Origin of the sequence: Streptomyces toxytricini (assembly GCF_014649915.1) — a bacterium.
Classification (GTDB): Bacteria; Actinomycetota; Actinomycetes; order Streptomycetales; family Streptomycetaceae; genus Streptomyces; species Streptomyces toxytricini.
Genome location: NZ_BMTY01000007.1, coordinates 113,735 through 135,658, shown reverse-complemented (window position 1 = coordinate 135,658; position 21,924 = coordinate 113,735). Strand labels below are relative to the sequence as shown.

Genomic DNA, 21,924 nt, shown 5'->3' with positions numbered 1-21,924 from the left:
AATTCCCCCGATAGGGTGGGCTTGCCCTCTTGACAATACCCCTGCGGATGGATAGGGCGCTGCCTGGGAAGGGGTGTCGGGGCGGCGCCCGCAGGCCCCGCGGGCCGCGGCCGCGCAGCACGCGCCCGGCCCTGCCCGCGTGGAACAATCGGACAAGCCGCACGATGACGCCCTCCAGGGGCACGGCCGTCCGCCCGTACGCGACGCACGGCCGGGGACGACCAGGAGCAGACGACCAGGAGCAGGAGAGACAAGGCGATGCGCATCGGAGTCCTCACAGCGGGAGGCGACTGCCCCGGCCTGAACGCCGTCATCCGGTCGGTCGTCCACCGTGCCCTGGTGGGGCACGGGGACGAGGTCATCGGCTTCGAGGACGGCTTCAAGGGCCTGCTGGACGGCCACTACCGCCCCCTCGACATCAATGCCGTCAGCGGCATCCTCGCCCGCGGCGGCACCATCCTCGGCTCGGCCCGCATGGAGCGCGCCCGCCTGCACGAGGCCGCCGAGAACGCCAACGAGCTGGCCCGCCGGTACGGCCTCGACGCGCTGATCCCGATCGGCGGCGAGGGCACCCTGACCGCCTCCCGGATGCTGGCCGACGCCGGGATGCCGGTCGTCGGCGTCCCGAAGACCATCGACAACGACATCTCCGCCACGGACCGCACCTTCGGCTTCGACACCGCCGTCACCGTCGCCACCGAGGCCATAGACCGTCTCAAGACCACCGCCGAGTCCCACCAGCGCGTGATGGTCGTCGAGGTCATGGGCCGGCACGCCGGCTGGATCGCCCTGGAGTCGGGCATGGCCGGCGGCGCGCACGGCATCTGCCTGCCCGAGCGCCCCTTCCAGGTCGACGACCTGGTGAAGATGGTGGAGGAGCGCTTCTCCCGGGGCAAGAAGTTCGCCGTCGTCTGCGTCGCCGAGGGCGCCCACCCGGCCCCCGGCTCCATGCCGTACGAGCGCGGCGAGATCGACCAGTACGGCCACGAGCGCTTCGCCGGCATCGGCAACCGGCTCGCCGTCGAGCTGGAGCACCGCCTGGGCAAGGAGGCCCGCCCGGTCATCCTCGGCCACGTCCAGCGCGGCGGCGTCCCCACCGCGTACGACCGCGTGCTGGCCACCCGATTCGGCTGGCACGCCGTGGAGGCCGTCCACCGCGGCGACTTCGGCAACATGACCGCCCTGCGCGGCACGGAGATCGTGATGGCCCCGCTCGCCTCGGCCGTCATGGAGCTGAAGACCGTCCCCGAGCACCGCATGTTCGAGGCCGAGTCCGTCTTCTGACGCGGGCCGTCGGCCGGCCCCCGCTCCCGCCGGGCCGGCGGTTCACCGCGTACCGGACGCGTACGCCCAGAAGCGCTCCACGATGCCGGCGAGGAACTCCCGCCCGCCGTCGCCCGCCCCGCCGGCGCCGCCCCACCCGAGGGTGGCCACCATGGCGGACTGGTAGTCGGCGTGCAGCCGCTCCAGTACGGGCTCCAGGTGCTCCCGCGGCACCGGCAGCAGCTTGGCCAGCGGCTTGGCGTAGGCCTGCCAGCGCGTGGTGACCGCGCTGCGCAGGATCTCCGCCAGCTCCTCCTGCTTGCCGGTCGCGGTGATGAACTGGGCCAGCGTCAGACCGAGGACCTGGGCCAGGGCCACCGACTGCCGCTCGTTGCCCTTCCAGCGGCCGGCGTCCTCCATCTTCTGGTACGAGCCCGTGTCGAGCCCGATCCGCCGGGCCAGCTCGTCCGGGGACATGCCGCGGGCCATCCGGTGCTCCCGCAGGGTCACCGGCTCGGCCAGCAGCTCGCCGGGCGAGCACCACAGCACGCCGGCCAGGGCCGTGAGCTCGGCGGCCGTCGGGGTGAGCTCGCCGCGCTCCCAGGCCATCACCGTCTCCGGCTCGACGATCAATCCGTACTGGGCGCGCAGGCCGTAGGAGACGTGGCCGGGCGCCATGCCCAGGGCCGCGCGCAGGCGCCGCGCGGCGGGGGCATTGAAGGGTGGGCTGGATTGCACAGGGCACACGGTAGGAGCGGCCGGGCCCTGGCGACTACAGACTGTTCAAACAAGCCAACAACTCGTAGGAAAGTCCTATGAAGTTCGGGTGTTTGGTCCGGATTTCAGGCGACTGTCCGGTAATCGGACGCGCCTTTGCGGTCGAACTCCAGCGTAAGGTTCCGGCCAGCCGACCGGAGCGTCCTCCTCCTGATCTTCACGGATCCCCCGCACCCCGCCGCGAACCGCACGCCCCTCCCGTGCGTGATCCCTACGGGGCCCTCGCCGACGGGGGTGGCGAGGGCCCCCGCACCGCCCTCCGCGCGCTCCTTGCCTTGACGCCCGCGTCAGGGAATAGCGTCGGGCCATGCGCATCGGCGAACTGGCGGAACTGGCCGGCACCAGCACACGGACCCTGCGGTACTACGAGTCGCGCGGACTCCTCTCCTCCACGAGGGCTCCCAACGGCTACCGCACGTACGACGAGGACGACCTGCGGCTGCTGCGCCAGATCCGCACCCTCCAGGACTTCGGCTTCGAACTGGAGGAGACCCGCCCGTTCGTCGAGTGCCTGCGCGCCGGCCACCCGGCCGGCGACGCCTGCCCGGCCTCCCTGGCCGTCTACCGGCGCAAGCTCGCCGAGCTCGACGGCCTCATCGGACGGCTGGCCGACGTACGCGACCAGGTGGCCCGGCAGCTCGCCGACGCCGAGCGCGCCGCGGGCCCGGAGGCCGTACCGCGCTGCGAGAGCACGCCCTGACCCGGTGCGGACGAGGACGACGACGAAGAGGAAGGAGACCGCGGTGACACGAGCCGCAGGTGTGGCGCAGGTGACGGACGCGAACTTCGAGACGGAGGTGGTGGCCGAGCGCGAACGCCCCGTCCTGGTGGAGTTCACGGCCGACTGGTGCGGCCCGTGCCGCCAACTCGCGCCCGTGCTGTCCGCCCTCGCCGCCGAAGAGGGCCACAGGCTGAAGGTCGTGCAGATCGACACGGACCGCAACCCCTCCACCGTCGTCCGGTACGGGGTGCTGTCCGCGCCGACCATGCTGGTCTTCCGCGCCGGAGAGCCCGTCCTGCAGATCGTCGGCGCCCGCGCCAAGCGCCGCCTGCTCCAGGAGCTCGGCGGCGTCCTGGAGCAGGCGGCGGCGACGGCCTAAGGACGGAACCAGACCGTCGCGAGGGGCGGGAGGGTCAGGAGCAGGCTCGCCGGGCGGCCCTGCGCCGGCACCCGCTCGGGCAGCAGCGGCTCCGCGTGGCGCAGGCCGCTGCCCCCGTACTCCGGCAGGTCCGTGTTGAGGACCTCCCGCCAGGCCGGCACCTCCTCGGGGACGCCGAGCCGGTAGCCGTGCCGCACCACCGGCGAGAAGTTCGACACGCACAGCAGCGGCGAGCCGTCGTGCGCGTACCGCAGGAACGCGAAGACGTTGTCGTCCGCGGCGTCCGCCTCCACCCACGCGAAGCCCTCCGGGACGCTGTCCCGCTCCCACAGCGCGGGCGCCGCGGCGTACTCCCGGTTCAGGTCGCGCACCAGCGCCCGCACGCCCTGGTGGTCCCCGGCCGCCGAGTACGCCGGGTCCAGCAGCCACCAGTCCGGGCCGTGCGCCTCCGACCACTCGGCGCCCTGGGCGAACTCCTGCCCCATGAACAGCAGCTGCTTGCCCGGGTGCGCCCACATGTAGCCGAGGTAGGCCCGGTGCCCGGCCCGCTGCTGCCACCAGTCGCCGGGCATCTTCGACACCAGCGCCTGCTTGCCGTGCACCACCTCGTCGTGCGAGATGGGCAGCACGTAGTTCTCGCTGTACGCGTACACCATCCCGAAGGTCATGTCGTGGTGGTGGTACTTGCGGTGCACCGGCTCCTTCGAGACGTACCGCAGCGTGTCGTGCATCCAGCCCATGTTCCACTTCAGGCCGAAGCCGAGGCCGCCGGAGTCGGTGGGCCGGGTCACCCCGTCCCAGGCGGTGGACTCCTCCGCGATCGTCACGACCCCCGGGCAGCGCCGGTACACCGTCGCGTTCATCTCCTGGAGCATCGCGACGGCGTCCCAGTTCTCCCGCCCGCCGTGCTCGTTCGGGGCCCACTCGCCCTCGCCGCGCGAGTAGTCCAGGTACAGCATCGACGCGACCGCGTCGACCCGCAGCCCGTCGACGTGGAACTCCTGGCACCAGTACACCGCGTTGGCGACGAGGAAGTTGCGGACCTCCTTGCGCCCGTAGTCGAACTCCAGGGTCCCCCAGTCCGGGTGCTCCGCCCGCCGCGGGTCCTGGTGCTCGTACAGCGGCCGCCCGTCGAACGCGGCGAGCGCCCACTCGTCGCGCGGGAAGTGCGCCGGCACCCAGTCGAGGATCACCCCGATCCCCGCCCGGTGCAGCGCGTCCACCAGCGCCCGGAAGTCGTCCGGGCCGCCCATCCGCGAGGTCGGCGCGTAGTAGCCGGTCACCTGGTAGCCCCACGAGCCGCCGAAGGGGTGCTCGGCGACCGGCATCAGCTCCACGTGCGTGAAGCCCAGCTCCTTCACGTACGGCGGGAGCTGCTCGGCCAGCTCCCGGTACGACAGCCCCGGCCGCCACGACGGCAGGTGCACCTCGTACACCGAGAACGGGGCCCGGTGCACCGGGCGCCGCCCGCGCGAGGCCATCCACTCCGCGTCGCCCCAGACGTGGCGGGAGGCGGTGACGACCGAGGCGGTGGCCGGCGGGACCTCCGCGTGCTGCGCCATCGGGTCGGCGCGCAGCGTGTGGCCGCCGTCGGGCCGGGCGATGTCGTACTTGTACAGGGCGCCCTCGCCGACGCCGGGCAGGAACAGCTCCCACACCCCGGACGACCCGAGGGAGCGCATCGGCTGGGCGACCGGGTCCCAGAAGGAGAAGTCGCCGGTGACGCGGACCCCCTGCGCGTTGGGCGCCCACACGGTGAAGCGGGTGCCCGCGACGCCCTGGTGCTCCATGGGGCGGGCGCCGAGCGCCGTCCACAGCTCCTCGTGCCGGCCCTCGCCGATCAGGTGCAGGTCGAACTCGCCGAGCGCGGGGAGGAACCGGTAGGGGTCGTGGACCTCGGTCTCGGCGCCGTCGTACGCGACCAGCAGCCGGTAGTCGGGGACTTCGCCGAGCGGGAGGAGCCCGGAGAAGAGGCCGTCGCCGTCGTCGTGGAGCTCGGCCCGCAGGCCCTTCGCCACGATGGTGACGGACTTGGCGTACGGCCGCAGCACCCGGAACACGACCCCGCCCCGCTGGGCGTGGGCGCCGAGCAGCGCGTGCGGGTCGTGGTGGCGGCCCTGGAGCAGCCGGTCCCGCTCCCCGGCGTCGAGCGCGGGTGCCTGCAGAACGCCGTGTGCGGGGGCGGCGCGGCGGGCCCGGGGGGTGCGGGACGGGCGCGCCGCGCGGGCGGGTTCGGGCGGGGCGGGGGCCGCCGCTGCTGCGGGCGGTGCTGCGGCTTCCTCGCGGACGGTCGGTGACGGCTGTCGTGCGGCGCTCACGCGAGCGGCCTCCTCGGGGGCTTCGGGTGGGGGTGGGGGGCGGCGGAGCCGGGCGGGGGCGGGGAAGGATGCGGCATGCGGCGGGCGGGGCGCTCCCGCTCGGCGAGCCGGCGGATCGCGGCCATGGGGACGTGCAGCCAGTCGGGGCGGTGCCGGGACTCGTAGCGGGCCTCGTACACCGCCTTGTCCGTCTCGTACGCGCGCAGCAGGACGGGGTCCTCGCGCGGGTCGCGGCCGGTGGTGCGGGCGTAGCCCTCGCAGAACGCGGCCCGGCAGGCGTCCGCCCAGGCGGGGGCGAAGGGGCGGTGGGAGCGGGCCGCGTAGTCGAACGAGCGCAGCATACCGGCGATGTCGCGCACGGCGGGTTCGGGGCGGCGGCGGTCGGCGAGCGGGCGGGCGGGCTCGCCCTCGAAGTCGATGAGGGCCCAACTGCCGTCGGCGGTGCGCAGGGTCTGGCCGAGGTGGAGGTCGCCGTGGATGCGCTGGGCGGGCACGCCGGTGCCGCGGGAGGCGGCCAGTGCGTCGAACGCGCCGCGCAGCCCGGCCTCGAAGGGCTGGAGGGCGGGCACTTCGCGGACGGTCGCGGCGAGCCGGGCCGTCATGCCGGCGGCGAGCCGGGCGGCCTGCGCGGGGCCGAGGGCGACGGTGGGCAGGGCCGAGGCGAGCGCGCTGTGGACCTCGGCGGTGGCCCGGCCCAGGGCGTGGGCCTCGGCGGTGAAGTCTGCGCCCGCGGCGAGCCGGCGCAGCGCGAGCTGCCAGCCGTCCTCGGAGCCGCGCAGGTACGGCTGGAGGACGCCCAGCGTCAGCGGCTCGGCCGTGCGGCGGCCGCCGCCGGGGCCGCCGGACGGACCTGCGGGCAGTTCGGCCTCGTACCAGGCCACGGGGGCGGGGACCCGGGTGCAGCCGGCGGAGGCGAGGGCCCTGGGCAGTTCGAGGTCGGGGTTGGTGCCGGGCCAGACCCGCCGGAACACCTTCAGGATGTGCGAGTCCCCGTAGATGAGCGAGGAGTTGGTCTGTTCGCCGGACAGCGGGCGCGGGGCCGGGTCGGCGGGGATGGGGGCGTCCGGGTCCCGGTCGAAGCGCAGCGGCCCGTGGCTGCCGGGGGCGCGCAACCGTTCCAGCAGGAGTGCGGCGAGCCGCGGGTCGCCGAGCCCCTCGTACACGGCGTGGCCGGCGTACGGGCCGTGCTCGGCGCGGCCGATGAGGGCGGGGGCGAGGCCGGGCGGCAGCGGTGCGGGCCGCACGCCGAGCAGGAGCTGGTAGCAGTCGGCGGTGCCGTCGGCGCAGTCGACGCCGACGAGCAGGTGCAGCAGGCCGGGCGTGCTGCCGGGCGGCAGCAGCTCGACGGCGGAGACCAGCCGCAGCCGGGTGATCGCCCGTCCCTTGCCGGCGAACCAGCGCTGCCGGGGCAGCCAGGCGCGCAGCATGGGTTCGAGCGGCCCGAGCGGGACGGCGGCCGGACTGCTGTGGCGGCTCCGGGCGGATGCTGCCTCCGACATGGCGTCGTCCTTTCCCCGGGCCGTCACAGAATGCGCAGAGTGTCCCGGATGGCGAGCGTTGCTGTCCGGTGGTGGGAGAGTGTCGGGCCGAGATGGTCCCTACGGGGGGCGGGCCGCTGACCCGTTCGGTTCCCGCCCCTGCGGTGCGCGCGCCGCGGCGGCGGCGCGCGCGGCTACTCCTTGCGCAGGCGGAACCAGTAGAAGCCGTGCCCGGCGAGGGTGAGGAGGTACGGCCACTCGCCGATCGGCGGGAAGCGCACGTCGCCGATGAGCTCGACCGGGACCCGCTTGTCGAACGACTGCAGGTCCAGCTCGGTGGGCTGGGCGAAGCGGGAGAAGTTGTGCACGCAGAGCACCAGGTCGTCCCCGTACTCGCGGAGGAACGCGAGGACCGCGGGGTTGGACGAGGGCAGCTCGGTGTACGAGCCGAGTCCGAAGGCGGGATTGGCCTTGCGGATCTCGATCATCCGGCGGGTCCAGTGCAGCAGCGAGGAGGGGGAGGCCATCGCCGCCTCGACGTTGGTGACCTGGTAGCCGTGGACCGGGTCCATGATGACCGGCAGGTTCAGCCGTCCCGGGTCGCAGGAGGAGAAGCCGGCGTTGCGGTCGGGGGTCCACTGCATGGGGGTGCGGACGCCGTCGCGGTCGCCCAGCCAGATGTTGTCGCCCATGCCGATCTCGTCGCCGTAGTACAGCACCGGGGAGCCGGGCAGGGACAGCAGCAGGGCGGTGAACAGCTCCATCTGGTTGCGGTCGTTGTCGAGGAGGGGGGCGAGGCGGCGCCGGATGCCGATGTTGGCCCGCATCCGCGGGTCCTTGGCGTACTCGGCGTACATGTAGTCGCGCTCTTCGTCCGTGACCATTTCGAGGGTGAGCTCGTCGTGGTTGCGCAGGAAGATGCCCCACTGGCAGCGCTCCGGGATCGCCGGGGTCTTGGCCAGGATCTCCGAGACGGGGTAGCGGGACTCCCGCCGCACCGCCATGAAGATGCGCGGCATGACGGGGAAGTGGAAGGCCATGTGGCATTCGTCGCCGCCGGTGGAGAAGTCGCCGAAGTAGTCGACGACGTCCTCGGGCCACTGGTTGGCCTCGGCGAGCAGGACGGTGTCCGGGTAGTGGGCGTCGATCTCCGCGCGGACCCGCTTGAGGAAGCTGTGGGTGCGGGGGAGGTTCTCGCAGTTGGTGCCCTCCTCCGCGAACAGGTAGGGCACGGCGTCGAGGCGGAAGCCGTCGATGCCGAGGTCCAGCCAGAAGCGGAGGGCGGAGATGATCTCCTCCTGGACGGCCGGGTTCTCGTAGTTGAGGTCCGGCTGGTGGGAGAAGAAGCGGTGCCAGTAGTACTGCTTGCGGACCGGGTCGTACGTCCAGTTCGAGGTCTCGGTGTCGATGAAGATGATCCGCGCGTCCTGGTACTGCTTGTCGTTGTCCGCCCACATGTAGTAGTCGCCGTAGGGCCCGTCCGGGTCCTTGCGGGACTGCTGGAACCACTCGTGCTGGTCGCTGGTGTGGTTCATGACGAAGTCGATGATCACCCGCATGCCGCGCTGGTGGGCGGCGTCCACGAACTCCACGAAGTCGGCGAGGTCGCCGAACTCGGGGAGGACGGAGGTGTAGTCGGAGACGTCGTAGCCGCCGTCGCGCAGGGGGGAGGCGAAGAAGGGCGGCAGCCACAGGCAGTCGACGCCGAGCCACTGGAGGTAGTCCAGCTTCGCGGTGAGCCCCTTCAGGTCCCCGACCCCGTCGCCGTTGCTGTCGTGGAAGGAGCGGACGAGGACCTCGTAGAAGACGGCCCGCTTGAACCAGTCGGGGTCGCGGTCCTTTGCGGGGGTGTCCTCGAACGTGTCGTGGACGGGATCGTTGATGATCATGTGGTGGGTGACCCTCCGGTGGGCGGGGACGGTCGCAGAGCGGTCAGCACGTGCGCGGGCGCGCGGCCCGGTTCCAGGCGCACGTAGTTCGCCCTGCCCCAGTGATAGGTCTCGCCGGTGAGCTCGTCGCGCACGGCGAGGGACCCGTGCCAGTCGAGGCCGAGTACCTGCATGTCCAACGAGACCGTCGCCTCCTGGGTGTGGTGCGGATCGAGGTTGACGACCACCAGTACGGAATTGGCCCCCGCGTGCTTCGAATAGGCGATCACCTGTTCGTTGTCGGTCGGATGGAAGTGGATGTCGCGCAGCTGCTGCAGGGCGGGGTTCTCCCGGCGGATCCGGTTGAGGGCGGTGATCAGAGGGGTGATGGTGCGGCCCTCGCGCTCGGCGGCCGCCCAGTCCCGCGGCCGCAGCTCGTACTTCTCCGAGTGCAGGTACTCCTCGCTGCCTTCGTGCAGCGGCGTGTTCTCGCACAGTTCGTAGCCGGCGTAGACGCCCCAGGTCGGCGAGAGCGTGGCGGCCAGGACGGCCCGCACCTCGAAGGCGGGTCGCCCGCCCTGCTGGAGGTAGGCGTGCAGGATGTCCGGGGTGTTCACGAAGAAGTTCGGGCGCAGCACGGACGCCCAGTGCGGGCCGGCCAGCTCGGTGACGTACTCGGTGAGCTCCGCCTTGGTGTTGCGCCAGGTGAAGTACGTGTACGACTGCTGGAAGCCGACGGCGGCGAGGGTGTGCACCATCGCCGGCCGGGTGAAGGCCTCCGCCAGGAAGATCACGTCCGGGTCGGTCCGGTTCACGGCCGCGATCACCTTCTGCCAGAAGACCACCGGCTTGGTGTGCGGGTTGTCGACGCGGAAGATGCGGACGCCGTGGTCCATCCAGTGCCGCAGGACGCGGACCGTCTCCTCGACGATGCCGGCCATGTCGGCGTCGAAGTGGACCGGGTAGATGTCCTGGTACTTCTTCGGCGGGTTCTCCGCGTACGCGATCGTCCCGTCGGGCCGGTGCCGGAACCACTCGGGGTGCTTCTCCACCCACGGGTGGTCGGGGGAGCACTGGAGGGCGAAGTCCAGCGCGATCTCCAGCCCGAGCTCGCCGGCCCGGGCGACGAACGCGTCGAAGTCCTCCAGGGTGCCCAGGTCGGGGTGGACCGCGTCGTGGCCGCCCTCGGGGGAGCCGATCGCCCACGGTACGCCCGGGTCGTGGCGGGTGGCCGAAAGCGTGTTGTCCGGCCCCTTGCGGAAGGTGGTGCCGATGGGGTGGATCGGCGGCAGGTAGACGACGTCGAAGCCCATGGCGGCGATGGCGGGCAGCCGTTCGGCGGCGGTCCGGAAGGTGCCGCTCACCGGCGCCTCCCCCGGCTCGGCGACGGCCCCCTCGGACCGCGGGAACATCTCGTACCAGGAGCCGAAGAGGGCCCGCCTGCGCTCCACGAGCAGCGGCAGGGCCTTCGCGGAGCTGACGAGCTCCCGGTAGGGGCGCCTGGCCAGCGCGGCCTGCGCCAGCGGGTCGAAGGCGGCGGCGTACCGCTCGGCCACCGGCCGGTCCTCGTCGCGCATGGCGGCCGCCGCGGCGAGCACGTCGGCGCGGCCGTCGCGCTTGGTGATCCGGGAGGCGGCGCGCTCGTACAGCTCGGCGCCCTCCAGCAGGGTCAGGCCGGGGTCGATCCCCGCCGGCACCTTGATCGCGGCGGCGGCCCGCCAGGTGGCGAGCGGGTCGCTCCAGGCCTCGACGGTGTAGGTCCACCGCCCCTCGGTGTCGGCGGAGACCCGGGCTCCCCAGCGGTCGGTGCCGGGGGCGAGTTCGCGCATCGGCACCGGCGGGCGCAGCCGCCCGCTGGGATCGCGGAGCACGACGTGGGCGGCGACGGCGTCGTGGCCCTCGCGGAACACGGTGGCGGACACCTCGAAGACCTCGTCCACCACCGCCTTGGCGGGTCTGGCGCCGCAGCCGACGGCGGGGCGGACGTCCAGAACGGGAATGCGACCGATCATGATGGGATCACCTGGGGGCAGTTCGCAGGGCTCGGTGACAACAGGCCGATCGGAACGCCGACCGGTAGTGCACGCTCTGTTCGCTCTGTTTCTAGCCGTTCGGACGACGGCTGCGCTGCGGGCATGGCCGCTCCTGTCCGCGTTCACTCGGGTGGCGGGGAAGGGCTGGGCGGGGGTGCCGTGCAGGTACGCGGGGAGCCCTTCCCAGTCTCGCCGCGCCCAATCCGCACCGCCGGTCAACTACTCGTGCGTAGCGCGTAACACCGGACTCACATGCTCCGGATCGACGGGTGATGCTCCGTCAAGTCGTTTGGGGCGGCCGGTCGCATCCCCCGGCACGCCCGCCACAACCGCCACTCGCGTGGTCTCCCGGGTTGGTACGAACCCTCCGAACCCGCCCATTCCGCAAGGGTGTGCGACGGCCGGAAACCTCCTCGACGGCGTCGATTTCCGGCCGTTGTGAACGGGTGTCGGCCCCCTACTGCCGGAATCGGATGCACGGATGCCGCTCCTGCGCCCCTCGTGCGCCGCCAACTGGCCCTGTCTGCAACGGATTTCGCCGTCCGGGCGGCCTCGAGTAGCCGGCTCGGGGGCGCCCGGACCCGCCCGGACCGGCCGGAGGGCGGCGTACGCGGCCCGCGGGCGCACGGAGGGACCTGCGGCCGACCCGCGGCGGGGCCGCAGGAGCACACGGAGGGGCCCGGCATGATCGCCCGGTCGGGGGATTCCGCCACGGCCGCCGCCCACCCACCCGATCCGGTCACGCCCGTACGGCGCGCACCGGCGCTCGCGGCGCCCGTCCGGCGGGGCGGGACCGGTCCGGGGAGCGCTTGCGGGGCGGTGGAGGGCCGAGGCGGCGCCGTGGCCACCGGGGCCCGGCGGGGCTAGCCTTCCGGGGGTTGTTGCGCGGGCGCACAGCGTGGTGCGGCCGCTCCGGTCCGCACTCGCCTGCGAAGGTGGAACGCGTGAAGGCTATCCGTCGATTCACCGTACGCCCCGTCCTCCCCCCGCCGCTGCTGCCGCTCGCCGACCTCGCGCGCAACCTGCGCTGGTCGTGGCACACGGAGACCCGCGAACTCTTCCAATCCGTCGACCCCGAGGGCTGGCAGGCGGCGGGCGGCGACCCCGTCCGCCTGCTCGGCTCCGTCTCCGCCGCCCGCCTCGACGCCCTCGCGTCCGACCGCCGGTTCCTCCGGCGGCTCGCCGTGGCCGCCGCCGACCTCGACGACTACGTGAACGGCGCCCGCTGGTACCAGACCCACGAAGACGTCGCCGACCTGCCCGCCGCCATCGCCTACTTCTCACCCGAGTTCGGGATCACCGCCGCCCTGCCCCAGTACTCCGGCGGCCTCGGGATCCTCGCCGGCGACCACCTGAAGGCCGCCAGCGACCTCGGCGCCCCCCTCATCGGCGTCGGACTCCTCTACCGGCACGGCTACTTCCGCCAGTCCCTCTCCCGCGACGGCTGGCAGCAGGAGCACTACCCGGTCCTCGACCCCAACGAGCTGCCCCTTTCCCTGCTGCGGGACGCCGAGGGCCTTCCCGCCCGGGTCACCCTCTCCCTGCCGGGCGGCCGCGCCCTTCACGCCCACGTCTGGCAGGCGCGCGTCGGACGCGTCCCGCTGCTGCTCCTCGACTCGGACGTCGAGGACAACGACGCCGGCGCCCGCGAGGTGACCGACCGGCTCTACGGCGGCGGCAGCGACCACCGGCTGCTCCAGGAGATGCTGCTCGGCATCGGCGGCGTCCGCGCCGTCCGCACCTACTGCGCCCTCACCGGCCACCCCGAGCCCGAGGTCTTCCACACCAACGAGGGCCACGCCGGGTTCCTGGGCCTTGAGCGCATAAGGGAACTCGACGGTGCGCAGGACCTCGGCTTCGACGCCGCCCTGGAGGCGGTCCGCGCGGGCACCGTCTTCACCACCCACACCCCCGTCCCCGCCGGCATCGACCGCTTCGACCGGGCACTGGTCGCCCGCCACTTCGGCCCCGGCGGCGAGCTCGACGGCGTGCCCCTCGACCGGATCCTGGAGCTCGGCGCCGAGACCTACCCCGGCGGCGACCCCGGCGTCTTCAACATGGCGGTGATGGGCCTGCGCCTGGCCCAGCGCGCCAACGGCGTCTCCACCCTCCACGGGGCCGTCAGCCGCGGCATGTTCGCCGGACTGTGGCCGGGATTCGACCCCGCCGACGTGCCCATCACCTCCGTGACCAACGGCGTGCACGCCCCCACGTGGGTGGCGCCCGAGGTCGTCCGGCTCGGAGCCCGGCAGATCGGCCCCGGCCGCACCGAGGACGCCCTGTCCGTCGGCGGCTCCCAGCGCTGGGACGCCGTCGCCGACATCCCCGACCAGGACGTCTGGGAGCTGCGCCGGAGCCTGCGCGAGCAGCTGGTGCTGGAGGTGCGCGAGCGGCTGCGGGCCTCCTGGCGCCAGCGCGGCGCCGCCGACGCCGAGCTCGGCTGGGTGGACTCCGTCCTCGACCCGGACGTCCTCACCATCGGCTTCGCCCGGCGCGTGCCCTCGTACAAGCGGCTCACGCTGATGCTGCGCGACCCCGAGCGGCTGCGCCGGCTGCTGCTGGACCCCGAGCGGCCGGTGCAGATCGTCGTCGCCGGGAAGGCACACCCGGCCGACGACGGCGGCAAGCGGCTCGTGCAGGAGCTGGTGCGCTTCTCCGACGACCCGCGCGTGCGGCACCGCATCGTCTTCCTGCCCGACTACGGCATGGGCATGGCCCAGAAGCTGTACCCGGGCTGCGACGTGTGGCTGAACAACCCGCTGCGCCCGCTGGAGGCCTGCGGCACCAGCGGAATGAAGGCAGCACTCAACGGCTGCCTCAACCTGTCGGTGCTCGACGGCTGGTGGGACGAGTGGTTCGAGCCCGACTTCGGCTGGGCCATCCCCACCGCCGACGTCGGCACGGACGAGGACCGGCGCGACGACCTGGAGGCGAAGGCCCTCTACGAGCTGGTCGAGCAGCGGGTCGCGCCCCGGTTCTACGACCGCGCCGACCGCAGCGGGCTGCCGGTGCGGTGGATCGAGATGGTCCGGCGCACCCTCGTCTCCCTCGGCCCCAAGGTGCTCGCGGGTCGCATGGTGCGCGAGTACGTGGAGCGGCTCTACGCGCCGGCGGCCCGCGCCCACCGGGCGATGAACCAGGACGCCGCGCGGGACCTGGCCTGGTGGAAGGGGCGCGTCCGGGCGGCCTGGCCGCAGGTCGCCGTCGAGCACGTGGAGGCGCTGGCGGCGGCGCCCGTCGGCGGTACCGCCGAGCTGGGGGCGACGCTCACGCTGCGGGTGCGGGTGGCGCTCGACGCACTGGCCCCCGAGGACGTCGAGGTGCAGGCCGTCGCGGGCCGGGTGGACCCGCAGGACGTCATCCGCGACGGCCGGGCCTTCCCCCTCAAGCCCGCCGGCGGGCCGGACCTGGAGGGCCGCTGGGTGTACGAGGGCCCGCTCGCCCTGGACCGCACGGGGGCCTTCGGGTACACGGTGCGGATCCTGCCCTCCCACCCGCTGCTGGCCTCGCCGGCCGAACTGGGGCTGGTCGCGGCCCCGGCGGACGGCGACGCGCCCGGGGAGGCCGGACCGCAGGGCGGCGTGATCCTGCGCTAGCGCGGCGCACCGAGCGGTGGGGGCGGGCGGGGTGGAGACCCCTCCCGCCCCCTTTCGCACGCCGGGGCGGTCCGTACGGCGGCGGCGGGCGCCACGGGAGGGTGAACCTCCGAACGCCTGCGCATGCCGCGCCGCCGCCGCGTGCGGAGCCGCTCCTACGCTGCCGCCGGACGCACCGCCGACTGCGCGTCCAGCACCGACAGAACGGACACCGCCCCCATGCGCCTTCGCAGTACCGCCGCAGCCCTCCTCACCGCCCTCGCCCTCGCCGTCCCGGCGGGCACCGCGGCCGCCGACGAGCACGACACCGACCTCGGCAGACTGGACTACCTGATCGGGGGCGGGAACGGCGGAAACGAGCGCCGTTCCATCCGCCCCGCGGGCCTCGACACCTGCTACGAGCTGAACGGCACCTCGAACGACAAGCCCGCCACCGCCGTCAGCAACGGCACGGAGGGCCGGGCGTACCTCTTCCCGGACCGCGGCTGCAGCGGCCGGCCCGAGCGGATCCTGGAGCCGGGCGACCGGGTGTACGACGTGCACGTCCGCTCGGTGTTCTTCGCCCCGGTCGACCGCCACGGCCACGACGACGACGGCTTCGGCGACGGCGGGTTCTCCGGCGACGGCGGCGACTTCGGCAGCGGGGAGGCCGCCCCGCAGGAGGCGCCGCCGGCCGAGCACGAGGCCGGGCACGAGGCCGGGCACGAGGCCGGGCACGAGGCCGGGCACGAGGCCGCGCAGGAGGACCGGCGCGCCGAGCGGTCCGGCACGTCGGACGCGGTCTTCGCGGCGATCCCGTAGCGGCGCCGCCCGGGCCGCCGGGCGCGCGGCACGGAACAGGGCCGTCCGGGAGGGTTCCCCCCCGGACGGCCCGTGTGCCGTGTCAGCCGGTGCTCCCCATCCGCCCGCGAGGGGTCAGAAGGTCAGCTTCCAGCTGTTGATGTAGCCGGTGTCCAGGCTGGCGAGGTCCGCGACGCGGAGCTTCCAGACACCGTTCGCGGCCTCGGAGGAGGCGTTCACGGTGAAGGACTGGACGATGTTGTCCGCGCTGCCGCCGCTGCGGTTGCGCAGGTTGTAGACGGTGCCGTCCGGGGCGACCAGGTCGACCCGCAGGTCACCGACGTAGGTGTGGACGATGTTGACGTCCACCTTCAGGGCGCTCGACGCGTTGCCGGAGCGGGTCACCGTGATCGGGGAGTCGACCGTGGCGTTGTCCCGGATCTGGTAGTCGGCGGTGTTCTCGAAGACGTTCTGCTCGCCCGTGCCGACGGTCCAGGAGAAGGAGGCCGTCCCCGACTTGTTGGCGGAGTCGGTCACCGTCACCGTCACGCTCGACGTGCCCGCGGTGGTCGCCGTGCCCGAGATCAGACCCGTGGAGGAGTTGATCGACAGGCCGGCCGGCAGGCCGGTGGCGGAGTACGTCAGCGCACCGGGGGTGGTGCTGGTCGCCTGGACCTGGAGGCTGACCGCGGTGCCCACGGCGGTGTTCTGGTTCGGGATCGCCGTGACCGTGACGCCGTCGCTGATGCGGGCGCCGACGTTGATGGCGGCCCAGGCGTTGGCCGTGTTGTTGTAGGTGGCCGAGCCCTGGCCGTACAGGTCGGCGGCGGCCTGGAGGGTCGCCGTGCGGGCGGCCGCGTAGTTGGTGTTCGACTTGAAGTAGCCGACCGTCAGCGCGCGGAACCAGATCTTCGAGGCGGCGTCCCGGCCGATGGGCGTGACCGGGAGGTTGTCGTAGGTCGGCGAGTCGTAGCTCACGCCGTTGACGACCTTGGCGCCGGAGCCCTCGGAGGCCAGGTAGTACCAGTGGTTGGCCGGACCCGAGGAGTAGTGGACGTCGATGCCGCCGAGGCTCGAGGACCAGTAGTCCTTGGAGGAGCCGTCCTTGCTCGGCTTGTCCATGTAGCGCAGCGGGGTGCCGTTGCCGCGGATGTCGATCTTCTCGCCGACCAGGTAGTCGCCGACGTCCTGCGGGTTGTTGGCGTAGAACTCGACGGCGGCGGCCATGATGTCGGAGGTCGCCTCGTTCAGACCGCCGGGCTCACCGCTGTAGGTCATGTTGCCGGTGACCGAGGTGAGGCCGTGCGTCATCTCGTGCGCGGCCACGTCGGTGGAGGTCAGCGGCTTGGCGTTGCCCTCGCCGTCGCCGTAGGTCATGCAGAAGCAGGAGTCCTGCCAGAAGGCGTTCACGTAGTTGTTGCCGTAGTGGACGCGGGTGTACGGGGCGACGCCGTCGTTGCGCAGGCCGTTGCGGCCGTGCACGTTCTTGTAGTAGTCCCACGTGACCGCGGCGCCGTAGTGGGCGTCCGCGCCGGCCGTCTCCAGGTTGGAGGGCAGGCCGTTGCCCCAGGTGTCGTCCGGGCCGGAGAAGAGGGTGCCGGTGCCGGAGCTGCCGCGGTTGAGGTTGTACGTCTTGTGGTTGCCGCGGTTCGCGTCCGTCAGGGTGTAGCTGCCGCCCGACTGGCTCGTCCCGAGGGTGACCTGGCCGCTGTACATGGTGTTGCCGGTGCCGGTCTCGACGGCCTGCCACTCGGTGATCTTCGCGCCGGTCTTGGCGTCGGTGACCACGTGCAGCTCGTTCGGGGTGCCGTCGTGCTGGAGGCCGCCGACGACGGTCTCCCAGGCGAGGACGGGCGCGCCCTCGGCCGCCCAGATCACCTTGCGGGCGTTCTTGGCGGGCTTGGCGTCCTTCGATCCCGCCGAGTTGGCCGCGGAGAGGGCCTGGCCCTCGGCGGCGGCCGGGGTGACCGCGGCGTCGGTGGTCGGCACCTTGATCTCGTGGTTCGTGGCCTTGGTGACGCTCTTGGTCGCGCCGTTCTTGGCATGGACCGTCAGGTCGCCGCCGAGCACGGGCAGGCCCGCGTACGTGCGCTCGTACGTGGTGTGCGTGGTGCCGTCCGCGTCCTTGACGACGTCGCGGACGATGAGCTTCTCCTCGCCGCCGAGGCCCAGCGCCTTGGCCGCCTGCGCGGTCGTGGAGGTCGCCTCGGAGATGAGCGTCGCACGCTCGGAGGGGCTGAGCTTGAGGGGTGCCGCGCCGGGGTTGGCCTGGGCGGCGGCGGGCGCCTTGGACGCCGCGCTGTCGGCGGTGGCACTGCCGGCCTGGACGCCGACGGCGAGCATCGCGGCCGCGGCGACGAGTGCGCCGGCCGCGGTGGCGCGCCTGTGGGGGGTGGGACTCAACGCAGACTCCTTCTGCAAAGGGGGATCCGGACGGCTGGGTGGGCCGCCGGGCAGAACAGGGCTGGTGCGATGAACGGATCGAAGAGTGCCACCCGGGCGCACGAATGTCAGGGTCGCGTCAAAAACTTGGCCGGAAAGGGTTCGTTGACCGACGCGGCGTATCCGCTATCCGAACCCTTCGCCTTCGCGCGCGGCGAGCCGGAGCCCAAAAATATGGAACTTGGGGTACCGGTTGCTAACACTTGAGCAACAAGAGCTCACGTTCGGGCAATCGGCATATGTAGTAAGAGTGTTTGTCGTACTGTTTCCCGGTGCGCCAGTTGCCCGCCGCCAGGGGAAGCCGCGGGTACGCGCCACAGTCATAGACCGGTGTGCCAGGGGGGCCCATGAGGCATGTCCATTTTCCTGCGCAAAGAGTGGCCGGAGCGGCGGCCGAGCTCCTTGCTGCGCCCGTGCGGCGGATCGGCGACAAGGCGCGCTGGTACCTGCCCGCCGCCCTGACCGCCGACTTCCTCGGAGCGGCCGTACCGGTGGGGCTCGTCTTCGAAGCCGCGCAGCAGGTCCGGCCCGTGTACTGCGCCCTCGGAGCGGCCCTCGCCTGGACCGGCGTGCAGGCGGTGCGCCGCCGGTACGCCGCCCGCGCGCTCGGCGAGTCCCGCGGAGTGCTGCCGGTCGTCCACGACTGGCTGATTCTGATCGGCGTCCTGGCCGTGGCGCGCGTGGTCACCGGGGAGAGCACGCCCCGCCTCGCCGCCCTCGGCGCCCTGCTGCCCGCCCTCCTCATCACGGTCGCCTGCCACAAACTGACCTACCGACACCTCTCCGCGGCCCGCCGCGAGGCGCAGGCCGTCAGCCGCGTCCTGGTGATAGGGGAGCCGGCCGCCGCGGACTCCCTCACCGCACACCTCGCCGCCCGCACCGACCACCCCTACGTCGTCGTCGGCGTCGTCCCCGTCGGCACCGGCCCGCTGGAGGGCGGCGTCCCCGTCGCCGCCCGGCTCGACGCGCTCGCCCCGGACGCCCCGACCGCCGACTCCGCGGCCGTCCTCGGCGCCGTCCGCAGCCACCACGCCGACCTCGTCCTCGTCGCGCCCGGCGCGCGGATCGCGGGGGAGCGGCTGCGCCGCATCGCGTGGGCGCTGCACGACGCGGGCCTCGAACTCGCCGTCTTCCCCGGCCTGGTGGAGGTCTCCGTCAAGCGGCTGGAGACCCTCTCCGCCGGCGGCCTCGCCGTGCTGCGCGTCGCCCCGCCCGTCAGCAGCGGCCTCCAGACCGCCCTCAAGGCCGCCCTGGACCGCATCGGCGCGGGCGTCGGACTGGTCCTGCTCTCGCCGCTGTTCCTCGCGATCGTCCTCGCGATCCGGCTCGGGTCCCGCGGTCCGGCGTTCTACCGCCAGCAGCGCATCGGCCGCGACGGCGCCCCGTTCACCATGTGGAAGTTCCGGACGATGGTCGTCGACGCCGACCGGCTGAAGGGCGGGCTGGCGGGGGCCAACGAGAACGACGGCCTCATGTTCAAGATCCGCCGCGACCCCCGGGTCACCCGGGTCGGCCGGCTGCTGCGCCGCACCTCCCTGGACGAACTGCCCCAGCTGCTCAACGTCCTGGCCGGGCACATGTCGCTCGTCGGCCCGCGCCCGCCGCTGCCCGAGGAGGTGGCCCGGTACGACGAGGTCGAGCTGCGCCGCCTCACCGTGCGACCGGGCATGACCGGGCTCTGGCAGATCAGCGGCCGGTCCGACCTGTCCTGGGACGAAACGATCCAGCTCGACCTGAGCTACGTCGACAACTGGTCCTTCACCAGCGACGTCGACGTCATGGGCCGGACGCTCCGCGCCGTCGTCGACGGCCGCGGAGCGTACTGAGGGGTCCTGCCGCGTGCGCTCAGCCCCGCGCTCCCGCTCCGCCCTGCTCCAGCCACCACCGGTAGGTGGCGGCGATGCCGTCGCGCAGCCCGACCTCCGGCTTCCAGCCGAGCGAGGTCAGGCGCGTGACGTCCAGCAGCTTGCGCGGGGTGCCGTCCGGCTTGGAGGTGTCCCAGGCGAGGCGGCCGCGGAAGCCGGTGACGTCGGCGACGGTCTCGGCGAGGGCCCGGATGGTGAGGTCCTCGCCGCAGCCGATGTTCACCGGCTCGTCCCCGTCGTAGCGCTCCAGCAGCACCGAGCAGGCCGCGGCCAGGTCGTCGACGTGGAGGAACTCGCGGCGCGGCGTGCCGCTGCCCCAGAGCACGACCTCCTCGCGGCCCTCGGCCGCCGCCTCGTGGAAGCGGCGGATGAGCGCGGGCAGCACGTGAGAGGTCTCCAGGTCGAAGTTGTCGCCCGGGCCGTAGAGGTTGGTGGGCATCGCGGAGACGTACGAGGCCCCGTACTGCCGGCGGTACGACTGCACCTGCACGATGCCGGCGATCTTCGCCAGCGCGTACGCCTCGTTGGTCGGCTCCAGCGGGCCGGTCAGCAGCGCGTCCTCGGTGATGGGCTGCGGCGCCAGCTTGGGGTAGATGCAGGACGAGCCGAGGAACAGCAGCCGGGCCACGCCGGCGGCGTGCGCGCCGCCGATGACGCTCAGCTGGATCCTGAGGTTGTCCTCCAGGAACTGCACCGGGTACGTGCTGTTGGCCATGATGCCGCCGACCTTGGCGGCGGCCAGCACCACGGCGTCCGGGCGGGTGTCGCGCAGGTACGCGGCGGTCGCGGCGGCGTCGCGCAGGTCGAGGTCGGCGCGGCTGCGGGTGAGCACCTCGTGGCCGTCGGCGGTCAGGCGGCGTGCGACGGCGGAGCCCACGAGGCCGCGGTGGCCCGCGACGAAGACGCGGGCGTTCGGCGGCAGGAGCGGCAGCGAACTTGTCATACCGCCGATGATGCCAGCCCGCCGGCGGCCGCCCGCACCGGTGTACGGTACGCATCCGGCCCCGGGGCCGGGCCCTTGTGCCGGGCGGGGACCCGGCGGGGGACGCGTCCCCCGCGGCCCGACCACGGCAGGCCGCCGAGCCGCCGGAACCGGGCCGCACCCACCGCACGACCATCCGGCAGGAACCGCCGCGGCCGCACGGCCGGGGCGGGCCGGCGCCGAGGCGCGAGCGCCTCCAGAACCACACACCGCAACGATCCCCAGGGGGACCCCACATGGGCAAGACCGCGCTGATCACCGGAGTCACCGGGCAGGACGGCTCCTACCTCTCCGAGCTCCTGCTCTCCAAGGGCTACACGGTGCACGGACTGGTGCGGCGGTCCTCCAGCTTCAACACCGAGCGGATCGACCACATCTACCAGGACCCGCACACCGCGAACCGGTCCTTCGTCCTGCACCACGCCGACCTGTCCGACGGCGTCGCGCTCGTGAACCTGCTGCGCGAGATACGGCCCGACGAGGTCTACAACCTGGGTGCCCAGTCCCATGTGCGGGTCTCCTTCGACGCCCCGCTCTACACGGGCGACGTGACCGGCCTCGGCGCGCTGCGGCTGCTGGAGGCGATCCGCGCGAGCGGCATCGACACCCGCATCTACCAGGCCTCGTCCTCGGAGATGTTCGGCTCCACGCCGCCGCCGCAGAACGAGGACACGCCCTTCCACCCGCGCAGCCCGTACGGCGCCGCCAAGGTGTTCGCGTACTGGACGACGGTGAACTACCGCGAGGCGTACGACATGTTCGCGGTCAACGGGATCCTCTTCAACCACGAGTCCCCGCGCCGCGGCGAGACCTTCGTGACCCGCAAGATCACCCGCGCCGTCGCCCGCATCAAGGCCGGCCTCCAGGAGCACCTGTACCTCGGCAACCTCGACGCCGTCCGCGACTGGGGCTACGCGCCGGAGTACGTCGACGCGATGTGGCGGATGCTCCAGCAGGACGAGCCGACCGACTACGTCGTCGCGACCGGAGTGGCCGCCACGGTGCGCGAGTTCGTGGAGTCCTCCTTCGCCCACGCGGGCCTCGACTGGACCGAGCACGTGCGCTACGACGCCAAGTACGAGCGCCCGAGCGAGGTCGACGCGCTGATCGGCGACTCGTCCAAGGCCCAGGAACTGCTTGGCTGGAAGCCGTCGGTGCTGGTCGCGGAGCTGGCACAGATCATGGTCGACGCGGACATCCGCCTCGTCGAGGACCAGCTGGCCGGTGCAACGGTCCGTATCGACCGCTGAAGCCTTATATTTCCCCTACGATTTGCCGTGTACGGACATCGCCGCAGGCAGCTGCGGCGGTGACCGGACATACCTGCCGTATGTCCGCAATGCGCCCGCCCGGCCGCACCAGGTTGGTCCCAACCCGGTATGCAATCGGTCAAGGGGGGTGACGGGGTTCCGTTTGCGCCCT

At 72.9% G+C, this 21,924-nt stretch carries 14 protein-coding genes; 7 read left to right on the top strand and 7 right to left on the bottom strand.

Going from position 1 to position 21,924, the window contains the following annotated elements; translation table 11 throughout:
• The first annotated feature begins 258 nt into the window (after nt 1-258).
• Nucleotides 259-1,284 (top strand): ATP-dependent 6-phosphofructokinase, encoded by a 1,026-nt coding sequence (locus IE170_RS10925; protein ID WP_189809129.1) that lies wholly within the window; start codon nt 259-261, stop codon nt 1,282-1,284.
• Between the two features lie 42 nt (nt 1,285-1,326).
• On the opposite strand, the gene IE170_RS10920 is transcribed toward IE170_RS10925, so the two are convergent.
• On the bottom strand, nt 1,327-2,010 hold the full coding sequence (locus IE170_RS10920; protein WP_373298974.1) for a helix-turn-helix domain-containing protein: 684 nt from the start codon (nt 2,008-2,010) through the stop codon (nt 1,327-1,329).
• 337 nt (nt 2,011-2,347) lie between these two features.
• Here IE170_RS10920 and IE170_RS10915 point away from each other — a divergent pair, with 337 nt between their 5' ends.
• Both IE170_RS10915 and IE170_RS10910 read left to right on the top strand, forming a co-directional pair.
• A complete protein-coding gene (locus IE170_RS10915) occupies nt 2,348-2,740 on the top strand; it encodes a MerR family transcriptional regulator (protein WP_189809128.1) in 393 nt (130 codons plus the stop codon).
• Nucleotides 2,741-2,783: 43 nt separating this feature from the next.
• Nucleotides 2,784-3,140, top strand: coding sequence for a thioredoxin family protein (locus IE170_RS10910; RefSeq protein ID WP_308428378.1), 357 nt, complete (start codon nt 2,784-2,786; stop codon nt 3,138-3,140).
• On the opposite strand, the gene glgB is transcribed toward IE170_RS10910, so the two are convergent.
• The 4 genes from glgB to IE170_RS10890 all read right to left on the bottom strand — a co-directional run bounded on the left by glgB (nt 3,137) and on the right by IE170_RS10890 (nt 10,816).
• The gene (gene glgB, locus IE170_RS10905) at nt 3,137-5,458 is read right to left on the bottom strand and encodes a 1,4-alpha-glucan branching enzyme (RefSeq protein WP_189809127.1); all 2,322 of its coding nucleotides are present in this window, start codon (nt 5,456-5,458) and stop codon (nt 3,137-3,139) included. The two genes, IE170_RS10910 and glgB, sit on opposite strands and share 4 nt — an antisense overlap.
• Nucleotides 5,455-6,957: a maltokinase N-terminal cap-like domain-containing protein gene (locus IE170_RS33575; protein WP_189809126.1), complete on the bottom strand. Its 1,503-nt coding sequence runs from the start codon at nt 6,955-6,957 to the stop codon at nt 5,455-5,457. Before IE170_RS33575 ends, glgB begins: the two co-directional genes overlap by 4 nt.
• 173 nt (nt 6,958-7,130) lie before the next feature.
• Nucleotides 7,131-8,825: a maltose alpha-D-glucosyltransferase gene (gene treS, locus IE170_RS10895; RefSeq protein WP_189809125.1), complete on the bottom strand. Its 1,695-nt coding sequence runs from the start codon at nt 8,823-8,825 to the stop codon at nt 7,131-7,133.
• The gene (locus IE170_RS10890; RefSeq protein WP_189809124.1) at nt 8,822-10,816 is read right to left on the bottom strand and encodes an alpha-1,4-glucan--maltose-1-phosphate maltosyltransferase; all 1,995 of its coding nucleotides are present in this window, start codon (nt 10,814-10,816) and stop codon (nt 8,822-8,824) included. The genes treS and IE170_RS10890 overlap by 4 nt, the downstream gene beginning before the upstream one ends.
• A gap of 965 nt (nt 10,817-11,781) precedes the next feature.
• Here IE170_RS10890 and glgP point away from each other — a divergent pair.
• A complete protein-coding gene (gene glgP / locus IE170_RS10885; protein WP_189809123.1) occupies nt 11,782-14,433 on the top strand; it encodes an alpha-glucan family phosphorylase in 2,652 nt (883 codons plus the stop codon).
• Nucleotides 14,434-14,652: 219 nt separating this feature from the next.
• Nucleotides 14,653-15,234: a hypothetical protein gene (locus IE170_RS10880; protein ID WP_189809122.1), complete on the top strand. Its 582-nt coding sequence runs from the start codon at nt 14,653-14,655 to the stop codon at nt 15,232-15,234.
• 114 nt (nt 15,235-15,348) lie between these two features.
• On the opposite strand, the gene IE170_RS10875 is transcribed toward IE170_RS10880, so the two are convergent.
• Nucleotides 15,349-17,556, bottom strand: coding sequence for a M4 family metallopeptidase (locus IE170_RS10875; protein WP_189809259.1), 2,208 nt, complete (start codon nt 17,554-17,556; stop codon nt 15,349-15,351).
• A gap of 446 nt (nt 17,557-18,002) precedes the next feature.
• Here IE170_RS10875 and IE170_RS10870 point away from each other — a divergent pair, with 446 nt between their 5' ends.
• On the top strand, nt 18,003-19,481 hold the full coding sequence (locus tag IE170_RS10870) for a sugar transferase (protein ID WP_189809121.1): 1,479 nt from the start codon (nt 18,003-18,005) through the stop codon (nt 19,479-19,481).
• Nucleotides 19,482-19,500: 19 nt separating this feature from the next.
• Here the strand turns inward: IE170_RS10870 and IE170_RS10865 are convergent, their stop codons facing one another.
• On the bottom strand, nt 19,501-20,463 hold the full coding sequence (locus IE170_RS10865) for a GDP-L-fucose synthase family protein (RefSeq protein WP_189809120.1): 963 nt from the start codon (nt 20,461-20,463) through the stop codon (nt 19,501-19,503).
• Nucleotides 20,464-20,738: 275 nt separating this feature from the next.
• Here IE170_RS10865 and gmd point away from each other — a divergent pair, with 275 nt between their 5' ends.
• Nucleotides 20,739-21,752, top strand: coding sequence for a GDP-mannose 4,6-dehydratase (gene gmd / locus IE170_RS10860; RefSeq protein WP_114054250.1), 1,014 nt, complete (start codon nt 20,739-20,741; stop codon nt 21,750-21,752).
• Nucleotides 21,753-21,924: the final 172 nt, after the last annotated feature.

What these genes read in the sequence shown, in the direction of transcription:
- IE170_RS10875 (WP_189809259.1), bottom strand. Translation starts at nt 17,556, where the DNA reads ATGCTCGCCGTCGGCGTCCAGGCCGGCAGTGCCACCGCCGACAGCGCG.
- IE170_RS10870 (WP_189809121.1), top strand. Translation starts at nt 18,003, where the DNA reads ATGAGGCATGTCCATTTTCCTGCGCAAAGAGTGGCCGGAGCGGCGGCC.
- IE170_RS10890 (WP_189809124.1), bottom strand. Translation starts at nt 10,816, where the DNA reads ATGATCGGTCGCATTCCCGTTCTGGACGTCCGCCCCGCCGTCGGCTGC.
- IE170_RS10925 (WP_189809129.1), top strand. Translation starts at nt 259, where the DNA reads ATGCGCATCGGAGTCCTCACAGCGGGAGGCGACTGCCCCGGCCTGAAC.
- IE170_RS10880 (WP_189809122.1), top strand. Translation starts at nt 14,653, where the DNA reads ATGCGCCTTCGCAGTACCGCCGCAGCCCTCCTCACCGCCCTCGCCCTC.
- IE170_RS33575 (WP_189809126.1), bottom strand. Translation starts at nt 6,957, where the DNA reads ATGTCGGAGGCAGCATCCGCCCGGAGCCGCCACAGCAGTCCGGCCGCC.
- gmd (WP_114054250.1), top strand. Translation starts at nt 20,739, where the DNA reads ATGGGCAAGACCGCGCTGATCACCGGAGTCACCGGGCAGGACGGCTCC.
- IE170_RS10915 (WP_189809128.1), top strand. Translation starts at nt 2,348, where the DNA reads ATGCGCATCGGCGAACTGGCGGAACTGGCCGGCACCAGCACACGGACC.
- treS (WP_189809125.1), bottom strand. Translation starts at nt 8,825, where the DNA reads ATGATCATCAACGATCCCGTCCACGACACGTTCGAGGACACCCCCGCA.
- IE170_RS10865 (WP_189809120.1), bottom strand. Translation starts at nt 20,463, where the DNA reads ATGACAAGTTCGCTGCCGCTCCTGCCGCCGAACGCCCGCGTCTTCGTC.